The following is a 24,021-nucleotide window of genomic DNA, read 5'->3' on the forward strand; positions in this document are numbered from 1 at the left end:
CATTCTAGTCAGATCTGCTTGCAATTTCAATCTCTGTGAGATGGTGAAGTGAAGTTTTTGGTATGGGTACTAACCACCGGAGTGACTAATAGATTCAGTAAGTCTTTTTCTTAAATTCTTTAAAGGATTATATATTACTGTTATTACACAGCCTGTTTTCTGTGGAAAAGCCTTTTTTTATGATTAAAATCAATTCACTGGAGCAATGACAAACCCTTTGACAGGTGGTCCTGGGACCTGTGGACGGGAGGGTGTGGAATTGTGAATAACTCATCAGAGCGTATGAGAGTAGAGTTATGCATGGACGGGTTAACCGGTTTCACACAGAGTTGGGGGGTGCTTTTGCACAGAAGCTTGTGGGTAACTATTTTTCAGGCTTTTTCTGTACACAAGCCTGTAGATATGTCTGGAACCTTATGAAAGCTAATGGGAAATGTTTCCACAGGCTGTTCATGACTTTGCTGTTCGGCCTTTTACTGGTAGCGCGGTCGGGGTAGAATCCGGGGTCACCTTGAGCAGCGGGAAAACGTTTTCCGATGTGAGAACAGTCAGGTTTCGGGAGCAGGCGGTCGTGCCTAACAGTATGTGGCATCAATGTCTTGAAGTACTCCGGGATGAATTTCCCGCGCAGCAGTTTAATACCTGGTTGAGACCCCTCCAGTCGGACCTCCGTGAGGGCCAATTGATGCTGTTTGCGCCCAACCGCTTTGTTATGGACTGGGTGAATGAGAAATACCTGCGCCGTATAGAAGAAGTGTTGAAAGATTTGAACGGTGGTCAGGCACCGAGGGTGCATATGAAGGTTGGTTCGGCGCCCCGTGAAAGTGACCCAGTTGTCCGTTCAGTGGCAGAGACCAGGGTTGCCGATGAAACCGGTCACTCTGTGACGGAAGAAGAGAAGAGTGTTGCTGCGACTGTTTCAGGCTCTGTGGCGGGGCATAATAACGGGCCATCGATCAGGGCCAGTGGTCAACGGCGATCGGTGCAGGTTGAGGGTGACATCAAGCATCAGAGTTTCCTGAACGAGACGTTTACTTTCGACACATTTGTTGAGGGTAAATCTAACCAGCTGGCCCGTGCTGCTTCGATGCAGGTAGCCGAGAACCCGGGTGGCGCCTATAACCCGCTGTTTCTATATGGCGGTGTTGGCTTGGGTAAAACTCACCTGATGCACGCCATTGGTAATGACATTGTCCGGCGCAACCCGAATGCAAAGGTGGCGTATTTGCGGTCAGAACGCTTTGTCGCGGACATGGTCAAGGCGTTGCAGTTGAACGCCATCAATGAGTTCAAGCGCTATTATCGTTCTGTTGATGCTTTGTTGATCGACGACATTCAGTTTTTTGCTCGTAAAGAACGGTCTCAGGAGGAGTTTTTCCACACGTTTAATGCGCTGCTTGAAGGCGGGCAACAGGTAATCGTAACCTGCGATCGGTTTCCAAAAGAAATCGTCGATATGGAAGAGCGCCTGAAATCCCGGTTCGGTTGGGGTCTCACTGTGATGGTCGAGCCGCCGGAACTGGAAACCCGGGTCGCCATTTTGATGAAAAAGGCCGAGCAGGCAAATGTTAAATTGAGCAGCGAAGCGGCCTTTTTTATTGCCCAGAAGATTCGTTCTAACGTACGAGAGCTTGAGGGGGCGCTACGCCTGGTGATAGCGAATGCTCACTTCACGGGGTCTGAAATCACTCCACCGTTCATTCGCGAAAGCCTTAAAGACCTGCTGGCCTTGCATGAAAAGCAGGTCAGTATGGATAACATTCAGCGAACCGTGGCGGAGTATTACAAGATCAAGGTAGCCGATCTGTTGTCCAAACGGCGCACTCGTACGGTGACCCGTCCTCGGCAGGTCGCCATGTTGTTATCCAAAGAATTGACCAATCACAGTCTGCCTGAGATTGGCGATGCCTTTGGCGGGCGTGACCACACTACTGTGTTGCACGCCTGCAAAAAGGTCAGAGAACTCCAGGAAACCGATCCCGGGATCCGGGAGGACTACCAGAATTTTATGAGATTGCTGACCACCTGATGACCGATGGGATCTATTAACCCATCAACATTCACTTCCGACAACTGAAGCCGAGTGCCATGAAACTGACAATCAGCCGAGAATCCCTGATTACCCCGCTGCAAAGTATTGCCGGCGTTGTGGAAAAAAAACAGACCATGCCGGTTCTCTCCAACGTTCTGCTTGAGGCCGAAGACAATACGCTAACTCTCACCGGCACCAATATGGAAGTGGAGCTGGTGGGCCGGGTAACCCCGGTGCATGTTGATCAGCCAGGACGGATTACGGTGCCGGCTCGCAAGCTGTCGGATATTTGTCGGGCGTTGGGCGACGATGCCCCGATTGATTTGGCGCTGGAAGGAGACCGGCTGCATGTCCGGGCTGGTAATTCCCACTTCACTTTATCCACCTTGCCAGCCGAGCACTTTCCTAACGTCGAAGACGAGCCCGAGAGCTTTCGTCTGGAATTGCCTCAGAAAGAACTGGGCCGAATGCTGGATGCCACAGCCTTTGCCATGGCGCAGCAGGACGTCAGGTATTATCTGAACGGTTTGCTGTTGGAAGTGGACAGCGGCCATGTGCGTGTGGTGGCAACGGATGGTCACAGATTGGCGATGGCCCACTGCGACATGCAGACTGGATGTCCTGAACCCCGCCAGGTGATAGTGCCGAGAAAAGGCGTGCTGGAGCTGGCCCGCCTGCTGGATGACGTGGAGTCGCCGGTAACTCTGGTGATTGGGGATAACCACTTACGGGCCACGGTAGGTGCCTACACGTTCACCTCCAAGCTGATTGAAGGCAAGTTTCCGGACTATAATCGGGTGATCCCGCGTGGTGGCGACAAGTTTGTGCTGGCCGACCGTAGCACCTTGAAAAACACGCTGCAGCGTGCCGGAATTTTGTCCCATGAGAATATCCGTGGGGTTCGGTTGAATCTGTCGCCCGGGCAGTTGCAGGTAATTGCCAATAACCCAGATCAGGAACAGGCTGAAGACACGTTGCCTGTGGATTATCAGGGCGAATCCCTTCAGATCGGTTTTAATGTAGGCTATCTGATTGACGTGATGAATGCGCTGGATGACGCACAGGTGAAGTTGACCCTGTCGAATCCCAACAGCAGCGCCTTGATCGAAGCAGAAAACGACAACAGTTGTTTGTATGTTGTCATGCCCATGCGACTGTAATCGCTCCCGGAGGAATCAATGGGTGCCGTAACGAACGGAATCAAAGGTGCATTCAGAATCGGTCAGACTATTTCCGTGCTTGGCCGTACTGGTCTCAATTGGGCTCGGGGTGACCGACCCCCTACCCCACAGTTGTTACGCCAGACGTTTGAGAATCTGGGTGCCACTTACATCAAACTGGGTCAGTTCGTAGCGAGCTCCCCGACATTTTTTCCAAAAGAATACGTTGAGGAGTTTCAGCACTGCCTTGATAAAACGCCAAACCTGCCGTTTGGTGTAATCAAGCGCATTATTCGGGAAGAGCTGGGTAGGCCTATTGACCAGGTCTTTGCTGAGATTGATCCGGTCGCTCTGGCATCTGCTTCTATTGCCCAGGTGCACGCGGCCAGGTTGGTGACTGGTGAAGATGTGGTGATCAAGGTGCAGAAACCGGGTGTGGAAACTATTCTGCTGACCGATCTCAATTTTCTGTATCTGTCGGCCCGGATTCTGGAAACCCTGGCGCCGAAACTGTCCTGGACGTCGCTGTCCGGCATTGTTGAAGAGATCCAGCAGACCATGATGGAAGAGTGTGATTTCATCAAGGAAGCCAACAACCTGAAGGTGTTCCGTGAGTTTTTGCACAACACTCATAATGAAGACGCCACGGTGCCGAAGGTATACGAGCACTGCAGCAGTCGTCGAATTCTCACCATGGAACGTTTTTACGGCGTATCGATGACCGATTTGGACAGTATCAGGGAATACTCGAACGACCCGGAACGAACGTTGATCACAGCGATGAACACCTGGTTTGCCAGCCTGACGAAATGCGAGTTTTTTCATGCTGATGTGCACGCGGGTAATTTGATGGTGTTGAAAGACGGTCGTATCGGCTTTATTGATTTTGGTATTGTTGGCCGGATCAAGCCGGACACCTGGCAGGCGGTCAGTGATTTTATCTCGTCGATCATGGTAGGTAATTTTGAAGGTATGGCCGATGCGATGATTCGAATCGGGGTTACTCGTCGCACTGTCAAAGTTGATGACCTGGCGGCGGATCTTCAGCGCTTGTATCGAAAGATGGATCATATGGTGCCCGACGATGTGCCCTACGAGATGGGTCAGGCCGAAGACGATGTGAACAACATTCTGATGGATATGGTGAAGGTGGGTGAAGGTCATGGTCTTCACTTCCCCAGAGAGTTTGCGTTGCTGTTGAAACAGTTCCTGTATTTCGATCGCTACGTTCACATCCTTGCACCGGAGATGGATGTGTTTATGGATGAACGTTTAACGATGCTGCATTAACAAGCCAAGCGTTGGTGCATCTTGTACACTAAGGCAATGTCGGTTTCCGGCATTGCCTTTTCTTTTTCTGTTTGTTTGTCAGTTTTCTATTCTGTATCGAGAATCTCCCCTTTATGGCGCTTGTTAAACTCCAGACTCAGTATTTCCGAAACCTGGCGCCTGACCCTATCGGCTTTTCTTCGTCTTTTAATTTCCTTTACGGCGCAAACGGCAGTGGTAAGTCGAGTGTACTGGAGGCTATTGGCTATCTCGGTTTGGGTCGTTCTTTTCGGGTCAGTCGTCATCAGGCCGTGGTCTGCCAGGGTCAGAATAAGCTGACCGTGTTTGGGGCTTTAGACAGTGGCTTGCAGCAGCCTGGCGTTCAGGACGAAACAACAGCAGGCGAAGTGGTTCACCGGCTGGGTATTTCGCGAGATGTGACGGCGAAGGAAACGTCGTTGAGAGTGGACGGCGAAGCAGTGCGTAGCTTGTCGTCTCTGGCCAGGCATTTGCCGGTGTCGGTAATTGATCCCGGTGTTTTCGATATCGTTGCGGGCGGTCCGGGCAAACGCCGTCAGTTTCTTGATTGGCTAGTGTTCCACGTGGAACCTTCCTTCTCATTATCTTGGCAACAATGCCAGAGAGTGACATCACAGCGGAATCAAACGCTCAGAAATGGTAGAATCGACGAATCGTTGATGCGGGTATGGGATTACCAGTTTGGAGCCCTTGCGGAATCCCTGAGCGACACCAGAGCCGCTATTTTTCAGAAGTTCAGATTGGCGTTCGATGAGATTCTGCAGGAACTCGATGCGGGATGGACAAACGGACTGAAGCTGGAGTTCTATCCAGGCTGGGATCGTTCACAATCACTGGTCGAAGTACTCCACAGCCATCGTGAACAGGAACGACGAATGGGGCACACGTTATACGGACCAAATAGAGCGGATATCCGTTTGAAGTTTGGCGGGCGTCCAGTGGCTGAAACGTTTTCCCGCGGTCAACAGAAGACCCTGGTGATTTTAATGAAAATTGCCCAGGGCAAGGTGTTAAGTGATCTGGGAAAACAGGTCACCTTTTTACTGGATGATATTAACGCTGAGCTGGATGTTCGTCATCGGACCATGTTGGCGCGTAAACTCCAGGATTTGAATTGTCAGGTGTTTATTACTTCCATCGAACACCCGGAACCGGATGTGTTGTGGGCGGATGGACAAGCACCGGAATACAGAATGTTCCACGTGGAACATGGAAAATTGACGGAAGAACAGACTGGGTAGAGTGTCAGCAGATCATCTGAGTACTGCTAACCTGTTACCGGGCATCACCTTCAGGAGTCTCGTTAATGAGTGAATCGAACTATAATTCCTCCAGTATCAAAGTCCTCAAAGGACTGGATGCAGTGCGTAAACGCCCGGGCATGTACATCGGTGATACCGATGATGGTACTGGCCTGCATCACATGGTCTTTGAGTTGGTGGATAACTCCATCGATGAGGCCCTGGCGGGCCATTGCTCGGAAATTGGTGTGATCATTCACCCGGACGAGTCAGTGAGTGTTAAAGATAACGGCCGTGGTATTCCGGTTGACCTGCACGAAGAAGAAGGCGTATCGGCTGCAGAGGTTATCATGACGGTGCTGCACGCCGGCGGTAAGTTTGACGATAACTCCTATAAGGTCTCCGGCGGCTTGCACGGCGTGGGTGTGTCAGTGGTTAACGCTCTGTCCTCTAGCCTGACCCTGACCATTCGCCGTGACGGCAAGGTATACGAACAAACTTATACCCACGGTGTGCCTGACGCGCCTTTAGGCGCGGTTGGTGAAACCGAAGCATCCGGAACCAAGGTGCACTTTATTCCGTCACCGGATACCTTTACCCACATCGAGTTCCATTACGATATTCTGGCCAAGCGACTGCGGGAACTGGCGTTTCTGAACAGTGGTGTGCGCATTCGCCTGACGGATGAGCGCAGTGGTCGTGAAGAAATATTCGAATACGAAGGGGGGCTGCGCGCTTTTGTTGAGCACCTGAACACCAATAAAACACCGATTAACCGGGTGTTTCACTTCTGCCGGGAACGGGAAGATGGCGTGACGGTAGAAGTGGCGATGCAGTGGAACGACGCTTTCCAGGAAAACCTGTACTGCTTCACCAACAATATCCCTCAGCGCGATGGTGGTACTCACCTGGCGGGCTTCCGGGCTGCCCTTACCCGCTCATTGAACAACTACATTGAGCACGAAGGCCTTGGCAAGAAAGCCAAGGTAGCGACGTCTGGTGACGATGCCCGCGAAGGCCTGACCGCCATTGTCAGCGTGAAGGTGCCGGATCCCAAGTTCTCCTCCCAGACCAAAGACAAGTTGGTGTCGTCAGAGGTAAAGACAGCGGTTGAGCAGGAGCTGTATCAGAGCTTTGCCGAATACCTTCAGGAACAGCCTGGTGAAGCGAAACTGATCGTCAACAAGATGATTGACGCCGCCCGGGCACGGGAAGCCGCGCGCAAGGCAAGGGACATGACCCGCCGCAAGGGTGCATTGGATATCGCCGGTCTACCCGGCAAGCTGGCCGACTGCCAGGAAAAAGATCCAGCTCTTTCCGAACTGTTCATCGTGGAGGGTGATTCTGCCGGTGGCAGTGCCAAGCAGGGTCGTGATCGGAAAACCCAGGCGATCCTGCCGTTGAAAGGCAAGATCCTGAACGTTGAGAAAGCCCGCTTCGACAAGATGTTGTCGTCCGCCGAAGTCGGTACGCTGATCACCGCGCTGGGCTGTGGCATTGGCCGGGAAGAATTCAACCCGGACAAACTGCGTTACCATTCCATCATTATCATGACGGACGCGGATGTGGATGGTTCACACATCCGAACTCTGCTGCTGACCTTCCTGTTCCGCCAAATGCGTGAAATCATTGAGCGTGGACACGTGTTCATCGCCATGCCGCCACTGTACAAGGTCAAGCGGGGCAAACAGGAGCAATACCTGAAGGACGAGAAGGCGAAGGTGGCTTATCTCACCCAGACCGCTCTGGATGGCGCTCAGTTGTTTGTGAACGCAGACGCGCCGGCGATCAAGGATTCCGCCCTGGAAACCATGATCAAGGATTATCAGGCAGTCATGACGATGATTGATCGCTTGTCCCGGGCCTATCCGGCGAAAGTGCTTGAGCAGATGATTTACAACGACTCCTTGACGGCAGAGCAACTCAAGGACGAAACCGCAGTGGCGGCCTGGGTTGGCCGATTGGGTAACGGTCTGGATCTGGACACCCGTACCGGTACCAAGTACACCTTCTCGGTGACGCGGGATGAAGAGCGTAACCTGTACCTGCCCAAGGTGACGATTTTCATGCACGGTATTCCCTATGAGCATGTGTTCAGCCATGAGTTCTTTGAATCGTCTTCCTACAAAGCGATTGCCCGACTGGGCGAAACCCTCGAAGGGTTGATTGAAGATGGCGCCTTCATCCAGCGTGGAGAGCGCAAGCAGCCGGTGCTGTCGTTTGCCGGTGCTCTTGACTGGTTGATGAAGGAAGCTCAGCGAGGTCTGAACATTCAGCGCTATAAGGGCTTGGGTGAGATGAACCCGGATCAGTTGTGGGAAACCACCATGGACCCGGAGAGCCGCCGGATGATGAAAGTCACCATCGAGGATGCTTTCGGTGCGGATCAGATTTTCACCACCCTGATGGGTGATGACGTCGAGCCGCGTCGTCTCTTCATCCAGACCAACGCCTTGCAGGTAACCAACCTGGACGTGTAATCGCGCCGAACCCGAAGGCATAAAAAAACGGTGGTTTCCGAAAGGAGCCACCGTTTTTGTTATTAACAAGATCGTTTAATTCCAGGAAGATTACTTGGAAGATTCTGTCCGCTTTTCTGCTTTTTCCCTTTCTTTCTCGATCAGATGCGGCGCCATCACCTCTTCCAGAGTATGCCCCGTCAGCCGGCGTATGGTGCGCCACAGGTAATAGAAGATCAGCATCATCATGATCATCGAAGGAATGGCGATCATCGGATAGCTGACCAGCGTCATCCGCCCCAATTCCTCATTAAACGCTTGGGTGCCGGAGGGGCTGACCACAATCCATCTAGCAAGCACGTAGTTCATGATCGAGGAGAACAGGAAGGTACCGGCAAAAAAATAGCTGGCTTTGAGTAATCTGGCTTCAAATTCGGCGACACAGCCCCGTTCCTCAAGGGAAGCGTGAATCTTATCCACATCCAGAACGTTGGGGTTGTACAGCAGAGTGCGAACCAGAGGGTATTTGGTGCGGGTGGAAATCAGTACAGCCAGGCCAATCACCGCCGGTACTGCCGCCTCTTTGATGGCAAGCCAGCTGGCATCGAGTTCGAGCAGGCCAATGCCACCGGTAAGGCCGACACTGATCAGGCCAAGCAGTGCGATGAAATTTTTCTTGCGATAGCGAATGAGTTCAAACAAACCCCAGCCGAGTGGAAAGGCCAGGCCGATAATCAATGCATTGACACTACCAAGGTGCTCGTCACCGCTGAACTTCATCAGGATCACCGAAGGAATGATGATGCTGACCAGTAAGTCGATCCAGGGCCTGGGCTTGTGTTCCGGAATGTTAGAGGAATTCGCAGAGGTCATGGGATAGCCTGATTGGTGAAACAACAGCAGGCTGGAAAGCACTGCCGGAAAATAGTCTTCCGGCAGTATACGATGAATGCAATGGCTAAGGTAAGCGCAGCCAGGGAGGGCTGCGCTATGCGGTTGGTTAGGCGCCGACTTCTTTCAGGCACTCTTCAACGATGGCCAGGCCTTCCTCAAGCACGGCATCCTCAATGGTGACCGGCATCAGGAACCGCAGGGTGTTGGCATACATGCCGCAGCTCAACAAGATCAGGCCTTTTTCTTTGGCCTTCTTGGTTACGGCCGCTGCCAGTTCCGGCTTGGGCGTACGGCTGGCTTTGCTTTCAACCAGCTCAAACGCTGCCATCGGGCCAAGGTTTCGAACGTTGTCGACATGCTCAAATTGGTCCTGCCACTGGCTGAAACGCTTGTTCAGCTTGTCGCCCAGTGCCTGGGCCTTGGCAAGAATGTCTTCTTCTTTGAATACGTCGAACACCGCAAGCGCCGCCGCACAGGCCGTCGGGCTGCCGGTGTAGGTGCCGCCTAGCGAGTTGGGGCCAGAGGCATCCATGTACTTGTCGGTACCGACAATGGCTGAGATTGGCATGCCGTCGGCCATACTCTTGGCCATGGTCATCATGTCTGGCTCAACACCGCTGTGCTCAATGGCGAACATCTTGCCGGTCCGGCCAAAGCCGCTTTGCACTTCGTCGACAATCATCAGGATGTTGTTGTCATCACAGATCTTGCGGATTTCTTTCAGAAAGCTGGCCGGAGCTGCATAAAAACCGCCCTCACCCAGAACCGGCTCAATTACGATAGCCGCGGTGATGTTGGCCGGAGAGTCCGTCTTCATGGTCATCTTCAGGCCGCGCAGGGCTTCTTCCTCACTGACGCCGTGATACGGCACCGGATAGGGCGCACGGAACACGGTACCGGGCATCGGCCCGAAATCGGTCTGGTAAGGCGCGGCTTTGCCGTTCATCGCCATGGTGTAAAACGTTCGGCCGTGGTAACCGCCGTCAAAACAGATGACATTGGTTTTGCCAGTGGCCGCCCGGGCGATCTTCATCGCGTTTTCCAGTGCTTCGGCACCGGAGTTGGCCAGCATCACTTTGGCGTGGCCGCGGACCGGAACAACACCACTGAGTTTTTCGGCCAGTTTTACGTAGCCCTCATAGGGCATGACCGTCTGACAGGTGTGCATCAGCTTATCGAGCTGAGCCTTGATCGCCTCCACCACTTTCGGGTGGCGATGGCCAATGTTAAGTACACCGATGCCGCCGGCAAAATCGATCATGCGTTTGCCGTCTGCATCCCACAATTCCGCATTGGTAGCGTGATCGGCAAATTGTTCATTGGGACTTGCCGCGCCCGCTGCAACGTAGCGTTCTTTGAGTGCCTGCAATTCTTTATTGCTCACTTTGCCATTCTCCCTGGGTTCAAATTCATAAAATCTCACCTAACAGTGTAAGTAGTCCCGTGACAGGAAACAAACCGACTATGGTGGCTATCAGCCCTCGTCACCCCGAAATTGGAGTTTCGCCAAGCGTCGATACAGGCTGTTATCACGCATCAGCTCGTCATGCGTGCCCACTGCCAACAGGCGCCCTTCGTCCATTACCGCAATACGATCGGCATCCCGGACGGTGGCCAGACGATGGGCAATCACCAGTGTGGTGCGATCGGTGGTCAAAGCTGGCATGGCCTGTTGAATCAGGTGTTCACTTTCCGCGTCCAGGGCACTGGTGGCTTCGTCCAGCAACAATATCGGGGCATCTGCCAGTAGCGCCCGGGCAATGGCCAGGCGTTGCTTCTGACCGCCAGACAGGCCGAGACCGCCATCGCCCAGCGGGGTGTCATAGCCCTGGGGCAGGCTGTGGATAAACTCATGGGCATGGGCAATCCGCGCCGCCCGTTCCACGTCGGCCTGGCTGGCATCTGGTCGGGCGTAACGGATGTTGTCAGCCACCGTGCCATGAAACAGTGCCGGGTTTTGCGGCACCAGCGCAAAACAACGGCGCAAGGATTCCAGAGACAGCTCAGCGGTGTCGATGCCGTCGATCAGAATCCGGCCCTGCCCGGGCTGGTAAAAATGCAGCAACAGATCGAACAGCGTCGACTTACCGGCCCCGGACGGGCCTACTAAGGCCAGAGTTTCGCCGGCGTTTACCGTCAATGTCAGGTCTGCCAGTGCTGGCAGTTCTGATCGCCCCGGATAACTGAAGCCCAGGTGCTCAATGCGGATTTCACCGGCGATGGTATCCGGCAGAACCTCGCCGCCGCTTGCCCGAACAAACGCCGGCTCGGTCTGCAGCAACTCGAACAGCCGCGCCGCCGATCCCGCTGCCCGTTGCAGTTCGCCAATCACCTCACTGATGGCGCCGGCAGCCACACCCACCAACAGGCTGTAGAACACAAAGGCGGCCAGTTCGCCGGGGGTGATGCGGCCATGAATCACATCCAGCCCGCCAATCCAGATCACCACCCCGACCGCGCCCATCACTAGCGAAATCGCCAGCGTAGTCAGCCAGGCCCGCTGGCGAATACGATCGCGGGCGATGTCGAAGGCCTTTTCCGACACCTCGGCAAAGTACCGGCGGTCATGGGCCTGATGGTTGAAGGCCTGCACGGTTTTAATCTGGCTCAGGTTTTCCCCGACATAACTGCCGACGTCTGCCACCCGGTCCTGACTGAGTCGGGATAACGCCCGTACCCGGCGGCCAAAGAACAGAATCGGCGCTATCACCAGGGGGAATCCCAGCAAAATCACACTGGCCAGCTTGGCATTGGTAATAAACAGCAGAATCAGCCCGCCAATCAGCATTAACGTGTTACGCAGGGCAATCGACACGGTGGAGCCAATCACCGACTGCAGCACGGTGGTATCGGCGGTAAACCGGGACTGGATCTCCAGCGCCCGGTTCTGTTCAAAAAAGCCGGGGTGCAGATCAATCAGGTGGTTAAACACCTTTTTGCGGATATCCGCCACCACCCGCTCACCAATCCAGGACACCAGATAGAACCGGGCAAACGAGCCAAACGCCAGCCCCAGCACCAGCACAAAAAATTGACCAATGGCCTTCGCCAGACTCTCCGGCGATTCGGTGGCTAATCCCTGATCCACCAGAATACGTAAACCTTGTCCGAGGCTAAGAGTAATACCGGCCGTGAAGATCAGCGCCAGCAGAGCGCCGACCACAGCTTTGCGGTACGGGCTGATAAATCCGACGACCAGCGTCAGGGCCTTACGATGACGGGTGTTAATGATGTGCCTCCTGGATATGGGGTGAGGTAGACTCTGGCAACCATACGATTGGTACTCGTAACAAGACCCATCATACAGCTACGCAAGAGCGTGCGGGGCAGGCCGTCCCACCCCGCACGCTCGACTACTCCGAAGCCGAAGGAAGAACAAGTGCGCGCTTACGCCGATAACGACTACCCCGCTGACCACAAACCGGACTGGACGGTCATTTCCGGCCTGTGGCCTTACCTTGCCGAATTCCGGGGCCGGGTGGTGCTGGCTTTGGCCCTGCTGGTGCTGGCAAAACTGGCAACGGTGGCCACGCCGGTGGCTCTGAAATACATTGTCGACTACCTGGACCAGACCCGCAGCGCGGATATGCTGCTGTGGATCCCGGTCATCCTGGTGGTGGCCTACGGCTCCCTGCGCTTCGGCGCCACCCTGTTTAGTGAACTGAGAGATGCGGTGTTTGCCCGGGTGGCGGAGCGGGCCATGCGGCGGGTGTCGTTGCGGATCTTTGAGCACCTGCACCAGCGCGAGCTGGGTTTTCATCTGGACCGAAAAACCGGTGGCCTGGCCCGCGACATCGAGCGCGGCACCAACGGCATCAGTTTTTTGTTGCGCTTTACCCTGTTTAACATCGTACCCACCATTCTGGAAATCCTGATGGTGGCCGGAATTCTGCTGGTGGTGTTCAACATCGGCTATGTGCTGGCGATTCTGGTGGCGGTGGTGGTGTATGTGTTGTATTCGATCAAGATTACCGAGTGGCGTACCCAGTTTGTGCGCGAAGCCAACGCCCGGGACAACCAGTCCAACTCCCGGGCCATCGACAGCCTGCTCAACTACGAGACCGTCAAATACTTCAACAACGAACGCTACGAAGCCCAGCTGTATGACCAGGATCTGGACGACTGGGAAAAGGCCCGGCTGAAAAACCGATTGTCGCTGGCTGCCCTGAACACCGGTCAGGCCCTGATCATCGGGGTTGCGATGATCGTGATCATGGCGATGGCGGTGAGCGAAGTCGCCAGTGGCGAGATTACCCTCGGTGACTTCACCATGATCAACGCCTATCTGTTGCAGTTGTTCATTCCGCTGAATGCCTTGGGCTTTGTTTACCGGGAAATCCGTCAGTCACTGGTGAATGTCGAGCGGTTGTTCAAACTGCTGGGGGATAAACCGGCCATTCAGGATGCTCCGGATGCTTCCGAGCTGGCCGTGGCGAGTGCCGAGGTAACCTTCGACCATGTTGATTTTGGCTACCGCCCGGACCTGCAGATTCTGAAAGATGTGAATTTCACCATTCCCGCTGGGCATACCGTGGCGGTGGTGGGCGCCAGCGGCGCCGGCAAGTCTACCCTCGCCCGTCTGCTGTTTCGTTTTTACGATGTCGATAGCGGAGCGATCTGCATCGATGGTCAGGATATCCGACAGGTGACCCAGGACAGCCTGCGTTCGGCCATTGGCGTGGTGCCCCAGGACACCGTACTGTTTAATGATACCCTCTATCGCAACCTGGCCTACGGCAACCCGGCGGCCAGCGAGGAAGCGGTGTACCGGGCCGCTCGCCTGGCCCACCTGGAAGACTTTATCCACAGCCTGCCGGAAGGTTACGACACCAAGGTGGGTGAGCGTGGCCTGAAATTATCGGGTGGCGAGAAACAACGGGTCGCCATTGCCCGGGTGATTCTGAAAAACCCGCCGTTGCTGATTCTGGACGAGGCCACGTCATCGCTGGATTCGTTATCAGAGCAGGCGATTCTGAGCGCGTTGAAAGAAGTTAGCCAACAGCGCACCACTTTGGTGATCGCGCACCGGTTGTCGACCATTCGCGACGCCAACACCATTCTGGTGATGGATGGTGGCCGGATTGTTGAAAGTGGTAGTCACAACGAGTTGCTCGTCGCCGGTGGTCACTACGCTCATCTTTGGCAGCAGCAGCATCGGAGTGGCGAACAGTAAGGGGGAGGCCCTTCCAAAACACGCTGTAAATACGTCCGTGTACGCTCTGCTCCGCCATCCATGGCTCCGCAAGGTTTTGGAAGGGCCTCCCCCTTACTGTCGCATCAAGCTTGGGTGTTAATGTTCTCCAAGCCGAAGCGCCAGCCCTGAGGCTCGAACCACCTGCTGCCCCACGCTGTCTCTAAACACTTGAGCGTCACCGGTGATCAGGCTGAACCAGTTTTTGGCCCGGGTGATGCCGGTGTATACCAGCTCCTTGGTGAGCACTGGGCTGAGCCGGTCTGGCAACACCAGGCAGGTGTGGTTGAACTCCGAACCCTGAGATTTGTGCACGGTCATGGCGTAGACGGTTTCCAGCTGCTGCAGGCGGCTGGGCGAGATCCAGCGGATGCCGCCGGTGCTGTCACCGCTCGGGAAGGCCACGCGCAGGGTGTCTTTCGGCTCGTCGGTGGCGGTTTTGTCCCAGGGTAGGCTGAAAGTAATGCCGATATCTCCGTTCATCAGGCCCAGGTTGTAGTCGTTGCCGGTCACCAGCACCGGCCGACCGGGATACCAGCCGTCGGCCCTCGGAATCAGCTTTTGGGCCAGCAGTTGCCGGGCTACCCGGTCATTCAGGCCCTCCACACCCCAGGGGCCTTTGCGCAGGGCGCACAGAATATGGAAATCGTTAAAGGCGGCCAGAACCCGGGCCGCCAGAGCGTCCCAGTGTTCGCGGGGGCTGCCGCTGGTCAGGTCATGATTGTTCATCTGTTCCAGGTAATGACGGTACCCCACCGGCGGCGCCAATGGCTCATTATTCACTACCCGGCCCTGCCCGGCGTTACGGAAGGCGTCCGGGGTGCCGGTAATGGCGTGCTGGCAGATCTGCTGGAGGGTCTGTTCCGGATCAGGCCTGGGCGTGTGGCCATTAAGCCAGATTACATCGTCGAACTCGGCTTGTCGGATCTGCCGCAACATCGCGCTGTCCAAGGCATTGGTGTTAACCGCCTCGGCCAGGGCGCGAATGCCGCTGTCCTGCTGGAACCGGTAGCTCTTGCGCAGCATGGCCACAGCCTGGTCCATGGCCTGGCCGTCCGGATCCACCAGGCTGTCTGGCACCGGATCGCCGGTGATGGCCGCAAGCCACTGTGCCGTGGTGGGCGTGTAGTGGGCCTTCAGCGCCCGCTGGCACAGCTCGCCGAGCACCGCCCCGGCATCCACCGAGGCCAGCTGGTCTTTGTCGCCCAGCAGGATCAGCTGGGCGTTGGCGGGCAGGGCGTCAAACACCGAGGCCATCAGGTCGACATCGACCATGGAGGCTTCGTCGATCACCAGGATATCCACCAGCAGCGGGTTGTCCCGGTGGTGGCGGAACTTGCGGGTGTCGGGCCGGCTGCCGAGCAGGCGGTGCAGGGTGGTGACCTTGGTGGGGATATCCGCCAGCTGTACCGAGCCCGGCAGATCAGACAATGGCAGGCGACTGACCGCGCCGCCAATGGATTCGTTCAGGCGGGCGGCGGCCTTGCCGGTGGGGGCGGCCAGGCGAATGCGGTATTTGCGCCCTGCCCGGGCCGGGTCTTGCCCGGCGACCGCTTGCAGCGCTGCCAACAGGTTCACCACGGTGGTGGTCTTGCCGGTTCCGGGGCCACCGGTAATCACCGCGAAGCGGTTGCGGGCCGCCAGGGCGCAAGCCAGTTTCTGGTAATCCACCGATTCCGATGAGTTGAAGAGTTGGTCAAGCGCGTGCGACAGGGTTCGTGCCGGGGCGGACTCCGGGTCGGCCAGGGGTGACGGCAAGGCCAGGCGCTGGCGAATACCGTCAGCAATGCGCTGCTCGTAGCGCCAGAACCGGCGCAGGTAGAGCCGGCTGCCGTTCAACACCAGGGGTGATGTCAGTGAGCCATCACTTACCGCTAGAGATCCGGTCAGCGCTGCCTGGCAGTCGGCCAGGGTTGTTCGCGACAGCAGATCGCCGGGCTTGAGCTGGCTCAGTTCGGCCGCATCGGCGTCGCTGAGGCTCGGGCGGGCCGGTTCCTCCGGTGGCAGCGATAAGGTACTGCCGGCGTCGGCCAGCAGGCTGGTCAGATCGATGCAGACATGACCGCGGCCGACCTGGTGCGACACCAGCGCCGCCAGCAACAGCACCAGCGGTTGCGGCGGCTCGCCCTGCTCTTCCGACAGCGCCCGGATCAGCCGGGCAAAACCGACATCCAGCGGCCGCAGCCACTGGGCCTGTTGCCATTGCTGCAGCAGAGCGTCGGTTTGTGCCAGGCTGGCCAGCAGGCCGGAGTTATCCACAGCTGGGGTGCCCGGGTCGGGCGCCGGCGCCGTGGTGGCGGTGTCGTCCCCCAGGTCCAGGGCTATCTGGTTTTCGGTGTTATGAGTGCGGATACGGCTCATGCGGCCACCTCCCCTGAGACCGTCTCGCCATCAAACAGCGCGTCCAGCTGTTCAATCAGCGCTTTCGGTGGCTTGTCGGTAAAGGCGCCGTGGCTGGCGGAATCGACCCCGCGCAGAAACAGGTACACGGCGCCGCCAATGTGCTGATCGTAGTCATAACCGGGCAGCCGGGCTTTCAGCAGGCGATGCAGGGCCAACAGATACAGCACATATTGCAGGTCGTAACGCTTACTCAGAATGGCGTCACCCATGGCCTGATCGGTGTAGGCGTTGTCGTCTTCGCCCAGGTTATTGGATTTGTAGTCGAGCACGTAGTACTGCCCGTTATGCTCGAACACCAGGTCGATAAAGCCCTTGATCATGCCGTTGAAGCGGTTTTCCGCCACTTGGGGCCGGTCGGCGCCGTTCAGGGTGTGCCGGGTCACCAGCTGGTCGAGGGTGCGGATACTGACGTTGCGGCTCCCGAACCAGAACTCCAGCTCCGGCCGCAAGCTGGTCAAGTCCGCCAGGCTGACGCGTTCTGTGCCAGCGCGTTGCAGCGGCAGCGGCCGGGACATCAGCGCCAGCAGCCAGCGTTCCAGCGGCTCGACCCAGTCGGTCCAGCCCCGGGTGCTGCACCGGCGGCTGAGCTGTTCCCGGAGCATGGCCGGGTTATCCAGCACCCGCTGAAAGCCGTGCTGGGTGCACCATTCCAGCAATTCGTGCAGGAAGGTGCCGGGGCCGGCGCCTTTGGGGAAGTGGTGATGGTTGCGGCCATCGGGTGTCGGCCCGGTGTCTTGGTCGTCGTTCTGGGCGCTTTCTTCCAGCAGGTTCTGGGTCTGGGCGTCTTCCACCTCACCGGTAAAGGCAATGCCGGTGCCGGCCATCCCGGTGTAGTCGATGGAGGAGTAACTGGCAATCCACCAGTCCTCTTTCGCCTCACGGCTGGACACCAGCGCGGGGCCGAGGGCCTCCGGTGCCGGTTCAACATAGTGCGTCGGTTGCGCCTCTGGCAGCGGATCCACGGTGATCTCTGGCCGGCCCTCGCCCAGTCGGTTCAGGCAGTCGGTGATTCGGCTGTTGGCGTCACCGGCGATCAGATAGCCCAGGCCGCTTTGCGACCAGTTATCCAGGGCCGCGGCGCCCACCCAGGTGGCAAACCGGGCCCGGGTCAGGGCCACGTAGAGCTTGCGGATGTCCTCACCGAGCCGCTCCTGGTCGGCCTTGGCGACGTCTTTGGCGCCCGGGTCAAACACCGTGATCAGTTTGCCCTGGTCGTCGTGGTAGCGCACAAACGCCTGTTTTTCGCTTTCCGAGCGGAACGCGGTACCAAACGGCAGGAACACCAGCGGGTATTCCAGGCCCTTGGACTTGTGCACGGTAATCACTTTCACCAAGCCGGCATCGCTTTCCAGGCGCAGGGTGCGATGTTCATCCTCCTCATCCGCCGCCCGCAGAATCTGGGTAAAGTGGTGCACCAGCGCATGTTCGCCGTCCAGTTGCAGGCTGTCCTGCTGCAGCAGTTCGGCGATGTGCAGAATGTCGGTCAGCCGGCGTTCGCCATCAGCTCGTTGCAGCAGGCGGCCAGGCACTTCGAAATCCATCAGGAAGCTGCGCAGCATGGGCAGCACGCCCTGGCTCTGCCATTGCTGCTGGTAACCCATGAAGCGTTCGATTTCCCGCTCCAGCGCCAGTTCGTCGGTCAGCAGTCGATCCAGCGCCTGCCAGCTTTGGCCCAGCGTCGGGGTGGCCAGCGCCGCCCGGGTGAAGGCCAGTTGCCGGGGCTCGGCGAAAGCCCGCAGCCAGCACAGCACTTCTTTGGCTTCCTGCGAGGTCAGCACCGAATCCCGGTCGGACAGGTACACGCTCTTGATGCGCCGTCGGCCGAGGACATCCCGCACGGCGGCGGCCTCGTTGCGGTTGTTGACCAGCACGGCGATGTCTTTGGGTGCCACCGGCTCCAGGTCGGTTGGCTGGTCGATCAAGGCGAAACCGGCCTGCCCGGCCTGGCCCAACGTCAGCAGCCGGGCGATCTCGCTGGCGCAGGTGTCGGCCACCTCGGCGGTGGCGGTGCCTTTGGCCAGGCCTTTCGGGCTGCCGTCTTTGGCTTCTTCATCGGATTCCAGGGTCCAGAACATCAAACTGGGCTGACGCTCGCCGTGCACCGACCACCGCCGCTTGGTGCCGTTAGCCGCCACACCCTGGAACGGCAGCGCTGAGGTGTCACCTTTGCCGAACAGGAAGGCGCCTTCCGCACTGTGCTGATCGCTGTAATCAAACACTCGGTTGACCGCATCGACCATGGTTTCGGCCGAACGGAAGTTGGTGCCCAGGGTGTAAGTGCGCGCTTTGACGCCCTGGCGGGCCTGCAGGTAGGTGTAGATGTCGGCGCCGCGAAAACCGTAGATGGCCTGTTTCGGGTCCCCGATCATCAGCAGGCAGGTGGCCGGATCACCCTCGGCCACGTTGTAGATCCGGTCGAAGATGCGGTACTGCACCGGGTCGGTGTCCTGGAATTCGTCGATCAGCGCCACCGGGAACTGGCGGCGGATGGTGGCGGCCAGCTGGTCACCCCGGGGGCCGTGCAAGGCATCGTCGAGCCGGGTGAGCAGGTCGTCGAAGCCCATTTCCGAGCGCTGCTGCTTTTCCGCTTCTAGGCGCTCGGCCATCCAGTGGCTGGCGTGGCGCAGGATGTCGGATTTGGCGCTGGGCTGGTTCTGGCCGAATGCCATCAAGGCTTCGATGGCTTCGAAGGCCGGGTGCCGGGGCGCCGGGGAATCGCCTTTGAGGATGTTGTCCAGACCTTCCGGGGTCTGGTTCTTGAAGCCTGCGGCGCTGTCCAGTTTGTCCGGCAGCAGGTCGTCGGACTCGGCCCAGTTTACGAGCGATTCCCAGACTTTCACCATGGCGTTCTTGCTGGCGCCATGGAGACGTTTGCTTTTGTTCAGGTCGTTCAGCAGGTCAATCACGTCGCCTTGCCACTGAGCCCAGGGATGCGCTTTCAGCGCCTGGGCCCGTGCCTGTCGTTGGCTGACGACCTGATTGATGGCCTGATGCACGTTGTCGGGCGGGGTGCCCAGGCTGTCCGGATCCTCGATCAGATTGCGCACCGCCTTGCGCAGATCGGCGGGGGTTTTCCAGTGGCCCAGGGCTTCGTCCATCAGCGCGGGCGGCAAGGGATAGACAAAGGTGCGCCAGTAATCCCGGGCGACGTCATCCAGCAGTTCGCTCTGGTCGGTTTCCAGCGTGAGCTTGAACAGGCTGCCGCTGTCGAACGCGTGTTCGCTCAACATGCGGTTGCAGAAGCCGTGGATGGTGGACACCGCCGCCTCGTCCATCCATTCGGCGGCCAGCAGCAGTTTTTTACGGCACTCGGGCCAGCTGGCCGGGTCCGGGTAGCTGTCGTTGCGCAGCTGATAGATCAGCGCGGTTTCCGCGGGCGGCTCTGGTTCGTCCGGGGCGTCCGAGAATACCTCGGCGGCCTGGGTCAGCCGGGTGCGGATGCGGTCGCGCAGTTCTTTGGTGGCGGCCTCGGTAAAGGTCACCACCAGCAGGTTGGGCGGCAGCAGGTCTTTCGGCAGCGGGCTGTCGTCCGGCTGGCCATGGCCCAGCACCAGGCGCACATACAGAATGGCGATGGTGAAGGTTTTGCCGGTACCGGCGCTGGCCTCGATCAGGGTGCTGCCGTGCAGGGGCAGCGCCAGAGGGTTCAGGTTCGGGTTGCGGTGGGTCATTGGCTCAGTCATTCCAGGCTCCCGATCTGTTCTGCCGCCGATTTGCCCTGCTCGGCTTCCCACAACGGCACGTAGAGTTCGTGCAATAACGCCTCGAATTCGCCGCTGGCCAGCAGCAGCTCGGGGCTTTCAAAGGCACCCCGCAGGTAACCGGTGTCCCGTTCCAACGCGGTGGTATAGGCCTGCTCGGCATCGCGGATGGCACGCTCGTGGTCGCCGCGGAAGTTTTTGCTCTGATAGAAGCTGTAGGTCCAGGCAAAGCCGGCCTCGCAATGAATGGGCAAGGCCCGGGTGGTGGCGTCCATCCAGCGGCTGAGGATGGCGTCGATATGCCGTTTGGCCAGCTCCGGCGCCAGCGGGGCGAAGCGGAACTTGCGGCCTTCTTCCTTGCCCAGGATCAGGGTTTCAAACGGCTGCCCGGACAGCTGGCCGGCCAGGTGGATTACCCAGTCCCGCATCAGGTTGGCGTAGCGTACTTTCTTGCTGTAACCGGAGCCGGTCAGCAGGCCCGAGCTGGCCACCACCAGCCGGCACAGTTGGCCTGCGTGGTTGCCGCGCAGGTTGTCGATCAGGTCCACCACCTCCACGGCACCCATGGCGTTCTCAAACCGAACATCGAACGGCAAAGGCTCGGCGACGGCTTCCGGCCACTCGGCCAAAGCACCCTGGTACCGCTCGAACAAATCGGGTAGGCGACCGGACAGCTCCGAACGCAGCCGGTGCTCGGTCACGCCCATGCCCAGATCGCCCCGGCGCGCCATACGATCAAGTGAGGTTTCCAAGCGCTCGTGCAGGTCTTCTTCTGAACCCGCTTTCAGCAGGCTCTGCTGAATCAGTTCGTTGTCCAGACGCCAGCGGTCGAGGCCGTTCAGGTCGAAATTCTCGTTGTCAGTGTCGTCGTCCTCGACATCCTCAAAGCGCACTTGCAGGCGGCGTTGGTAAAAGGTGTCGATGGGCTTTTTCAGGAAACCGGCCAGATCGTTCAGGCTAATGGGTTCTTCGGGGCTCTGGTACGGCAGCGCCGCCGGCACTGGTTGCGCCGCTGCGACACCGTGGGCACTGCGCCATTCCCGTTCGTAGGTGAACAGGTTGCGGGCCTGCACTACCTCAGCCAGGGGTTTGGGGGCGCTGTGTTCGCCTTGCTCCAGGCCATTGGCCCTGGGGAAATAATCCCGGCTGAAGGGTTGCAGCGGGTGCTGGGTGGTCAGTGCTCTGGTGATCTTGGCTTCTGAGTCATCCGCAAGTTGCCAGAGGCTGTCCAGATGATCCTGCAGCTGGCCCACCAGCACCGACGGTGGCCGCTCGGAATCGTCCTTGATGCTGCGCCCGACCCAGCTGATGTAGAGCTGCTCCCGGGCCGACAACAGGGCTTCCAGGAACAGGTAGCGGTCATCTTCCCGGCGTGAGCGATCCCCCGGCCGATAGTCCTGGGCCATCAGATCAAAATCCACCGGTGGCCGGGAGCGCGGGTAATCGCCATCGTTCATGCCCAGCAGGCAGACCTTGCGAAAGGGAATGGCCCGCATTGGCATCAGGGTGGCGAAGTTGACCTTGCCAGCCAGGAAGCGCTGGTTCAGGCCGCCTTCGTCCAGCCCTTCCAGCAGCACATCCTTGACGATGTTCAGGGGCAAGGGTTGCGCGTCCAGGCCGGCGGCCAGGGCGTCGTCCAGCCATTGTTCCAGCTGTCGGCGGAAGCGGTTCAGCAGCAACAGATCGCTGCCTTCCACCTTGTGGAAAAACTGCCCGAGCATGGCCGAGAACAGGGTTTCCCAGTCGCCCGGGGTGCGGGTGGTTTGCAGGGCCTGCCACAGGGTTTCCAGCTGATGCACGAATTCGCTCAGGCGCCCGGCCAGGCTGGCTTGCAGCCCGCCGATCTCGCCATACGGCTCCACGCCGGCCCAGGGCTCGTCCTCACCCATGCCGTAACCCAGCAGCATCGCCCGCAGGCCCGACTGCCAGGTGTTGCGCTCCAGCGCTGCGGGCAGCTCCAGGCTTTCCCGGTGCTGGCCGTGCAGGCCCCAGCGGATGTTGGCGCCTTCGACCCAGCGCCGGGCCAGGGGAATCTCGTCTTCGCCGATGTCAAAGCGATCGCGGATGCCGGGTACTTCCAGCAAGCTGATGATTTCACTCACACCAAAACGGCTGCGCGGCAGTGACATCAGGGTTTCCAGGGCAATCAGCACCGGCTCGTGATGGCGCTGGCCCTGGTCCGAGATGGTGAACGGAATATGGCGTTTGCGGCCGGGCTGGTAACGGCCGAACACCGCCTGAATGTGCGGCGCGTACACGTTGATGTCCGGCACCATCACGATGACATCCCGGGGCCGCAGGTTCGGGTCGGTGTTGAAGGCGGCCAGCAGCTGGTCGTGCAGGATTTCCACTTCCCTCTGGGGCCCGTGGGCGTTGTGGAACACCAGGGAGTGATCGCGGCTCAGCGCCAGCTGGCGGTGCTGCGCGCGGATTTCCTGCAGCGGGGTCAGGTTGTGGATGTCGTTTTGCAGCTGGTGCAGCAGGCAAGGCTCTTCACCGGCGCCGTGTTCGGAGAAGATGTCGATCTTCTGGTCCGGGGTCTGGAAACTGCTGCGGTAGTCGTCCGGGTTGTCGAACTCGTCCAGCAGGCGGATGTAGTCCCGGCCCTGCTTGCCCCAGGCCGCCAGCAGCGGGTTGGCGTGCTGGTGCAGCTGGTCCGGGTCGTCAATCTGTGACAGCACCGGATGGGCCGCACCGCGCTTGCGTTCGGCTTTCAGCAGTTCCCGGTCGCTGATGATATCGGCCCAGTAGAACTGGCAGGGGTTGTGTACACACAGCACCACCTGGCTGAACCGGCTCAGTACATACAGTGCTTCCAGTGCCTGCCGGGGCAAGGACGACACGCCAAACACCACGATGCGCCTGGGCAGCCGGGCCGGATTGGCCGGGGCACTGATGCGCTGGCCCTGCTCCATAAAGCGGGTGTGAATTTGCGAGCGGCTGGTTTGCGCCGCTTCACCCACATCGTCCACCAATTTGCGCCAGAGCAGGGGCTGCCAGCGGGTTTCCGGGTCCAGTGCTTTTTCTTCGCCGCGGGCGGTAATCACCACATCCTTGCCCTGCTCCCAGGCCGCCAGCCAGTCGGCCCGGAACACCTGGTATTGGTCAAACAGGTCCGCCACTTTCTCGGCCAGCTGGAAATTGCGCAGATCCGTGTCGCTGCCATCCAGAAACCGCGCCAGTGGCGTGAACGCCTCATCCTGCCCCACCAGTTCCGGCAGCAACCGGTACAGTCGCCACACCAGCCGGCGTTTGTCAAAGGGTGACTGCTCGGGTACTTCACCGTCATGGAGCACCGCCCGGTAGGCCTGCCAGATAAACCGCGCCGGGAACAGGAAATCCATACCGGCGGCAATGCCCAGCCCGCCGTCTACGCCGTCGTCGGTGCGTTTCTCTGCCAGCGCCAGCTTCAGCCACTGGGCAATGCCGTTGCTCTGCACCAGAAAGGTCTCGCTCTGCAGCGGCGGCATCGGATTTTGCCGGCAGATGTACACCACCGCCCGGCGCAGGTCTTCCAGGTGGTTGGCGTGGATGGCGTGAAAGCCGGGTTCGATGCTGGATGAGGCCGCCATGGGATTCCTTGTCTGCTGTTCGGTTCAATCCTGATGCCACAGGTTACCGTATGTGACCAC

The 24,021-nt window shown here is 58.4% G+C and carries 12 protein-coding genes; 6 read left to right on the plus strand and 6 right to left on the minus strand.

The window, feature by feature from the left end:
• Positions 1-583 precede the first annotated feature (583 nt).
• From dnaA to gyrB, 5 genes are all read left to right on the plus strand, one after another.
• Positions 584-2,029, plus strand: a complete 1,446-nt coding sequence (gene dnaA, locus C7H08_RS00245) for a chromosomal replication initiator protein DnaA (RefSeq protein WP_373284907.1) — start codon at positions 584-586, stop codon at positions 2,027-2,029.
• 59 nt (positions 2,030-2,088) lie between these two features.
• Positions 2,089-3,192 (plus strand): DNA polymerase III subunit beta, encoded by a 1,104-nt coding sequence (gene dnaN / locus C7H08_RS00250; RefSeq protein WP_106669768.1) that lies wholly within the window; start codon positions 2,089-2,091, stop codon positions 3,190-3,192.
• Positions 3,193-3,210: 18 nt separating this feature from the next.
• Positions 3,211-4,482 carry an ABC1 kinase family protein gene (locus C7H08_RS00255; RefSeq protein ID WP_106669769.1) on the plus strand — a complete coding sequence of 424 codons (1,272 nt, stop codon included), beginning with the start codon at positions 3,211-3,213 and terminating at the stop codon, positions 4,480-4,482.
• Positions 4,483-4,595: 113 nt separating this feature from the next.
• On the plus strand, positions 4,596-5,741 hold the full coding sequence (recF, locus tag C7H08_RS00260; protein ID WP_106669770.1) for a DNA replication/repair protein RecF: 1,146 nt from the start codon (positions 4,596-4,598) through the stop codon (positions 5,739-5,741).
• A gap of 65 nt (positions 5,742-5,806) precedes the next feature.
• Positions 5,807-8,221 carry a DNA topoisomerase (ATP-hydrolyzing) subunit B gene (gene gyrB / locus C7H08_RS00265; protein WP_106669771.1) on the plus strand — a complete coding sequence of 805 codons (2,415 nt, stop codon included), beginning with the start codon at positions 5,807-5,809 and terminating at the stop codon, positions 8,219-8,221.
• 90 nt (positions 8,222-8,311) lie between these two features.
• Here gyrB and C7H08_RS00270 read toward each other — a convergent pair whose 3' ends face one another.
• The 3 genes from C7H08_RS00270 to C7H08_RS00280 all read right to left on the minus strand — a co-directional run bounded on the left by C7H08_RS00270 (position 8,312) and on the right by C7H08_RS00280 (position 12,299).
• Entirely contained in the window at positions 8,312-9,073 is a 762-nt protein-coding gene (locus C7H08_RS00270; RefSeq protein ID WP_106670213.1) for a VC0807 family protein, read from the minus strand.
• Positions 9,074-9,200: 127 nt separating this feature from the next.
• Entirely contained in the window at positions 9,201-10,478 is a 1,278-nt protein-coding gene (locus C7H08_RS00275) for an aspartate aminotransferase family protein (RefSeq protein ID WP_106669772.1), read from the minus strand.
• A 90-nt stretch (positions 10,479-10,568) separates the two neighbouring features.
• On the minus strand, positions 10,569-12,299 hold the full coding sequence (locus tag C7H08_RS00280) for an ABC transporter transmembrane domain-containing protein (RefSeq protein ID WP_106669773.1): 1,731 nt from the start codon (positions 12,297-12,299) through the stop codon (positions 10,569-10,571).
• A 174-nt stretch (positions 12,300-12,473) separates the two neighbouring features.
• On the opposite strand from C7H08_RS00280, the gene C7H08_RS00285 reads away from it, so the two are divergent.
• Complete coding sequence (locus C7H08_RS00285) at positions 12,474-14,267, plus strand: ABCB family ABC transporter ATP-binding protein/permease (protein WP_106669774.1); 1,794 nt, start codon at positions 12,474-12,476, stop codon at positions 14,265-14,267.
• A gap of 117 nt (positions 14,268-14,384) precedes the next feature.
• On the opposite strand, the gene recD is transcribed toward C7H08_RS00285, so the two are convergent.
• From recD to recC, 3 genes are read right to left on the minus strand one after another with little or no spacing between them, the layout of a single operon-like run.
• Positions 14,385-16,646 (minus strand): exodeoxyribonuclease V subunit alpha, encoded by a 2,262-nt coding sequence (gene recD / locus C7H08_RS00290; RefSeq protein ID WP_106669775.1) that lies wholly within the window; start codon positions 16,644-16,646, stop codon positions 14,385-14,387.
• Positions 16,643-20,371: an exodeoxyribonuclease V subunit beta gene (gene recB / locus C7H08_RS00295; protein ID WP_106669776.1), complete on the minus strand. Its 3,729-nt coding sequence runs from the start codon at positions 20,369-20,371 to the stop codon at positions 16,643-16,645. The genes recD and recB overlap by 4 nt, the downstream gene beginning before the upstream one ends.
• Positions 20,368-23,961, minus strand: coding sequence for an exodeoxyribonuclease V subunit gamma (recC, locus tag C7H08_RS00300; protein ID WP_106669777.1), 3,594 nt, complete (start codon positions 23,959-23,961; stop codon positions 20,368-20,370). The genes recB and recC overlap by 4 nt, the downstream gene beginning before the upstream one ends.
• Between the last annotated feature and the right edge of the window lie 60 nt (positions 23,962-24,021).

The sequence above is a fragment of the Marinobacter halophilus genome (assembly GCF_003007685.1).
GTDB lineage: Bacteria > Pseudomonadota > Gammaproteobacteria > Pseudomonadales > Oleiphilaceae > Marinobacter > Marinobacter halophilus.

Coding starts and splice junctions, on each gene's coding strand:
- dnaA (WP_373284907.1), top strand. CDS start 584: ATGTGGCATCAATGTCTTGAAGTACTCCGGGATGAATTTCCCGCGCAG.
- dnaN (WP_106669768.1), top strand. CDS start 2,089: ATGAAACTGACAATCAGCCGAGAATCCCTGATTACCCCGCTGCAAAGT.
- C7H08_RS00255 (WP_106669769.1), top strand. CDS start 3,211: ATGGGTGCCGTAACGAACGGAATCAAAGGTGCATTCAGAATCGGTCAG.
- recF (WP_106669770.1), top strand. CDS start 4,596: ATGGCGCTTGTTAAACTCCAGACTCAGTATTTCCGAAACCTGGCGCCT.
- gyrB (WP_106669771.1), top strand. CDS start 5,807: ATGAGTGAATCGAACTATAATTCCTCCAGTATCAAAGTCCTCAAAGGA.
- C7H08_RS00270 (WP_106670213.1), bottom strand. CDS start 9,073: ATGACCTCTGCGAATTCCTCTAACATTCCGGAACACAAGCCCAGGCCC.
- recD (WP_106669775.1), bottom strand. CDS start 16,646: ATGAGCCGTATCCGCACTCATAACACCGAAAACCAGATAGCCCTGGAC.
- recB (WP_106669776.1), bottom strand. CDS start 20,371: ATGACTGAGCCAATGACCCACCGCAACCCGAACCTGAACCCTCTGGCG.
- recC (WP_106669777.1), bottom strand. CDS start 23,961: ATGGCGGCCTCATCCAGCATCGAACCCGGCTTTCACGCCATCCACGCC.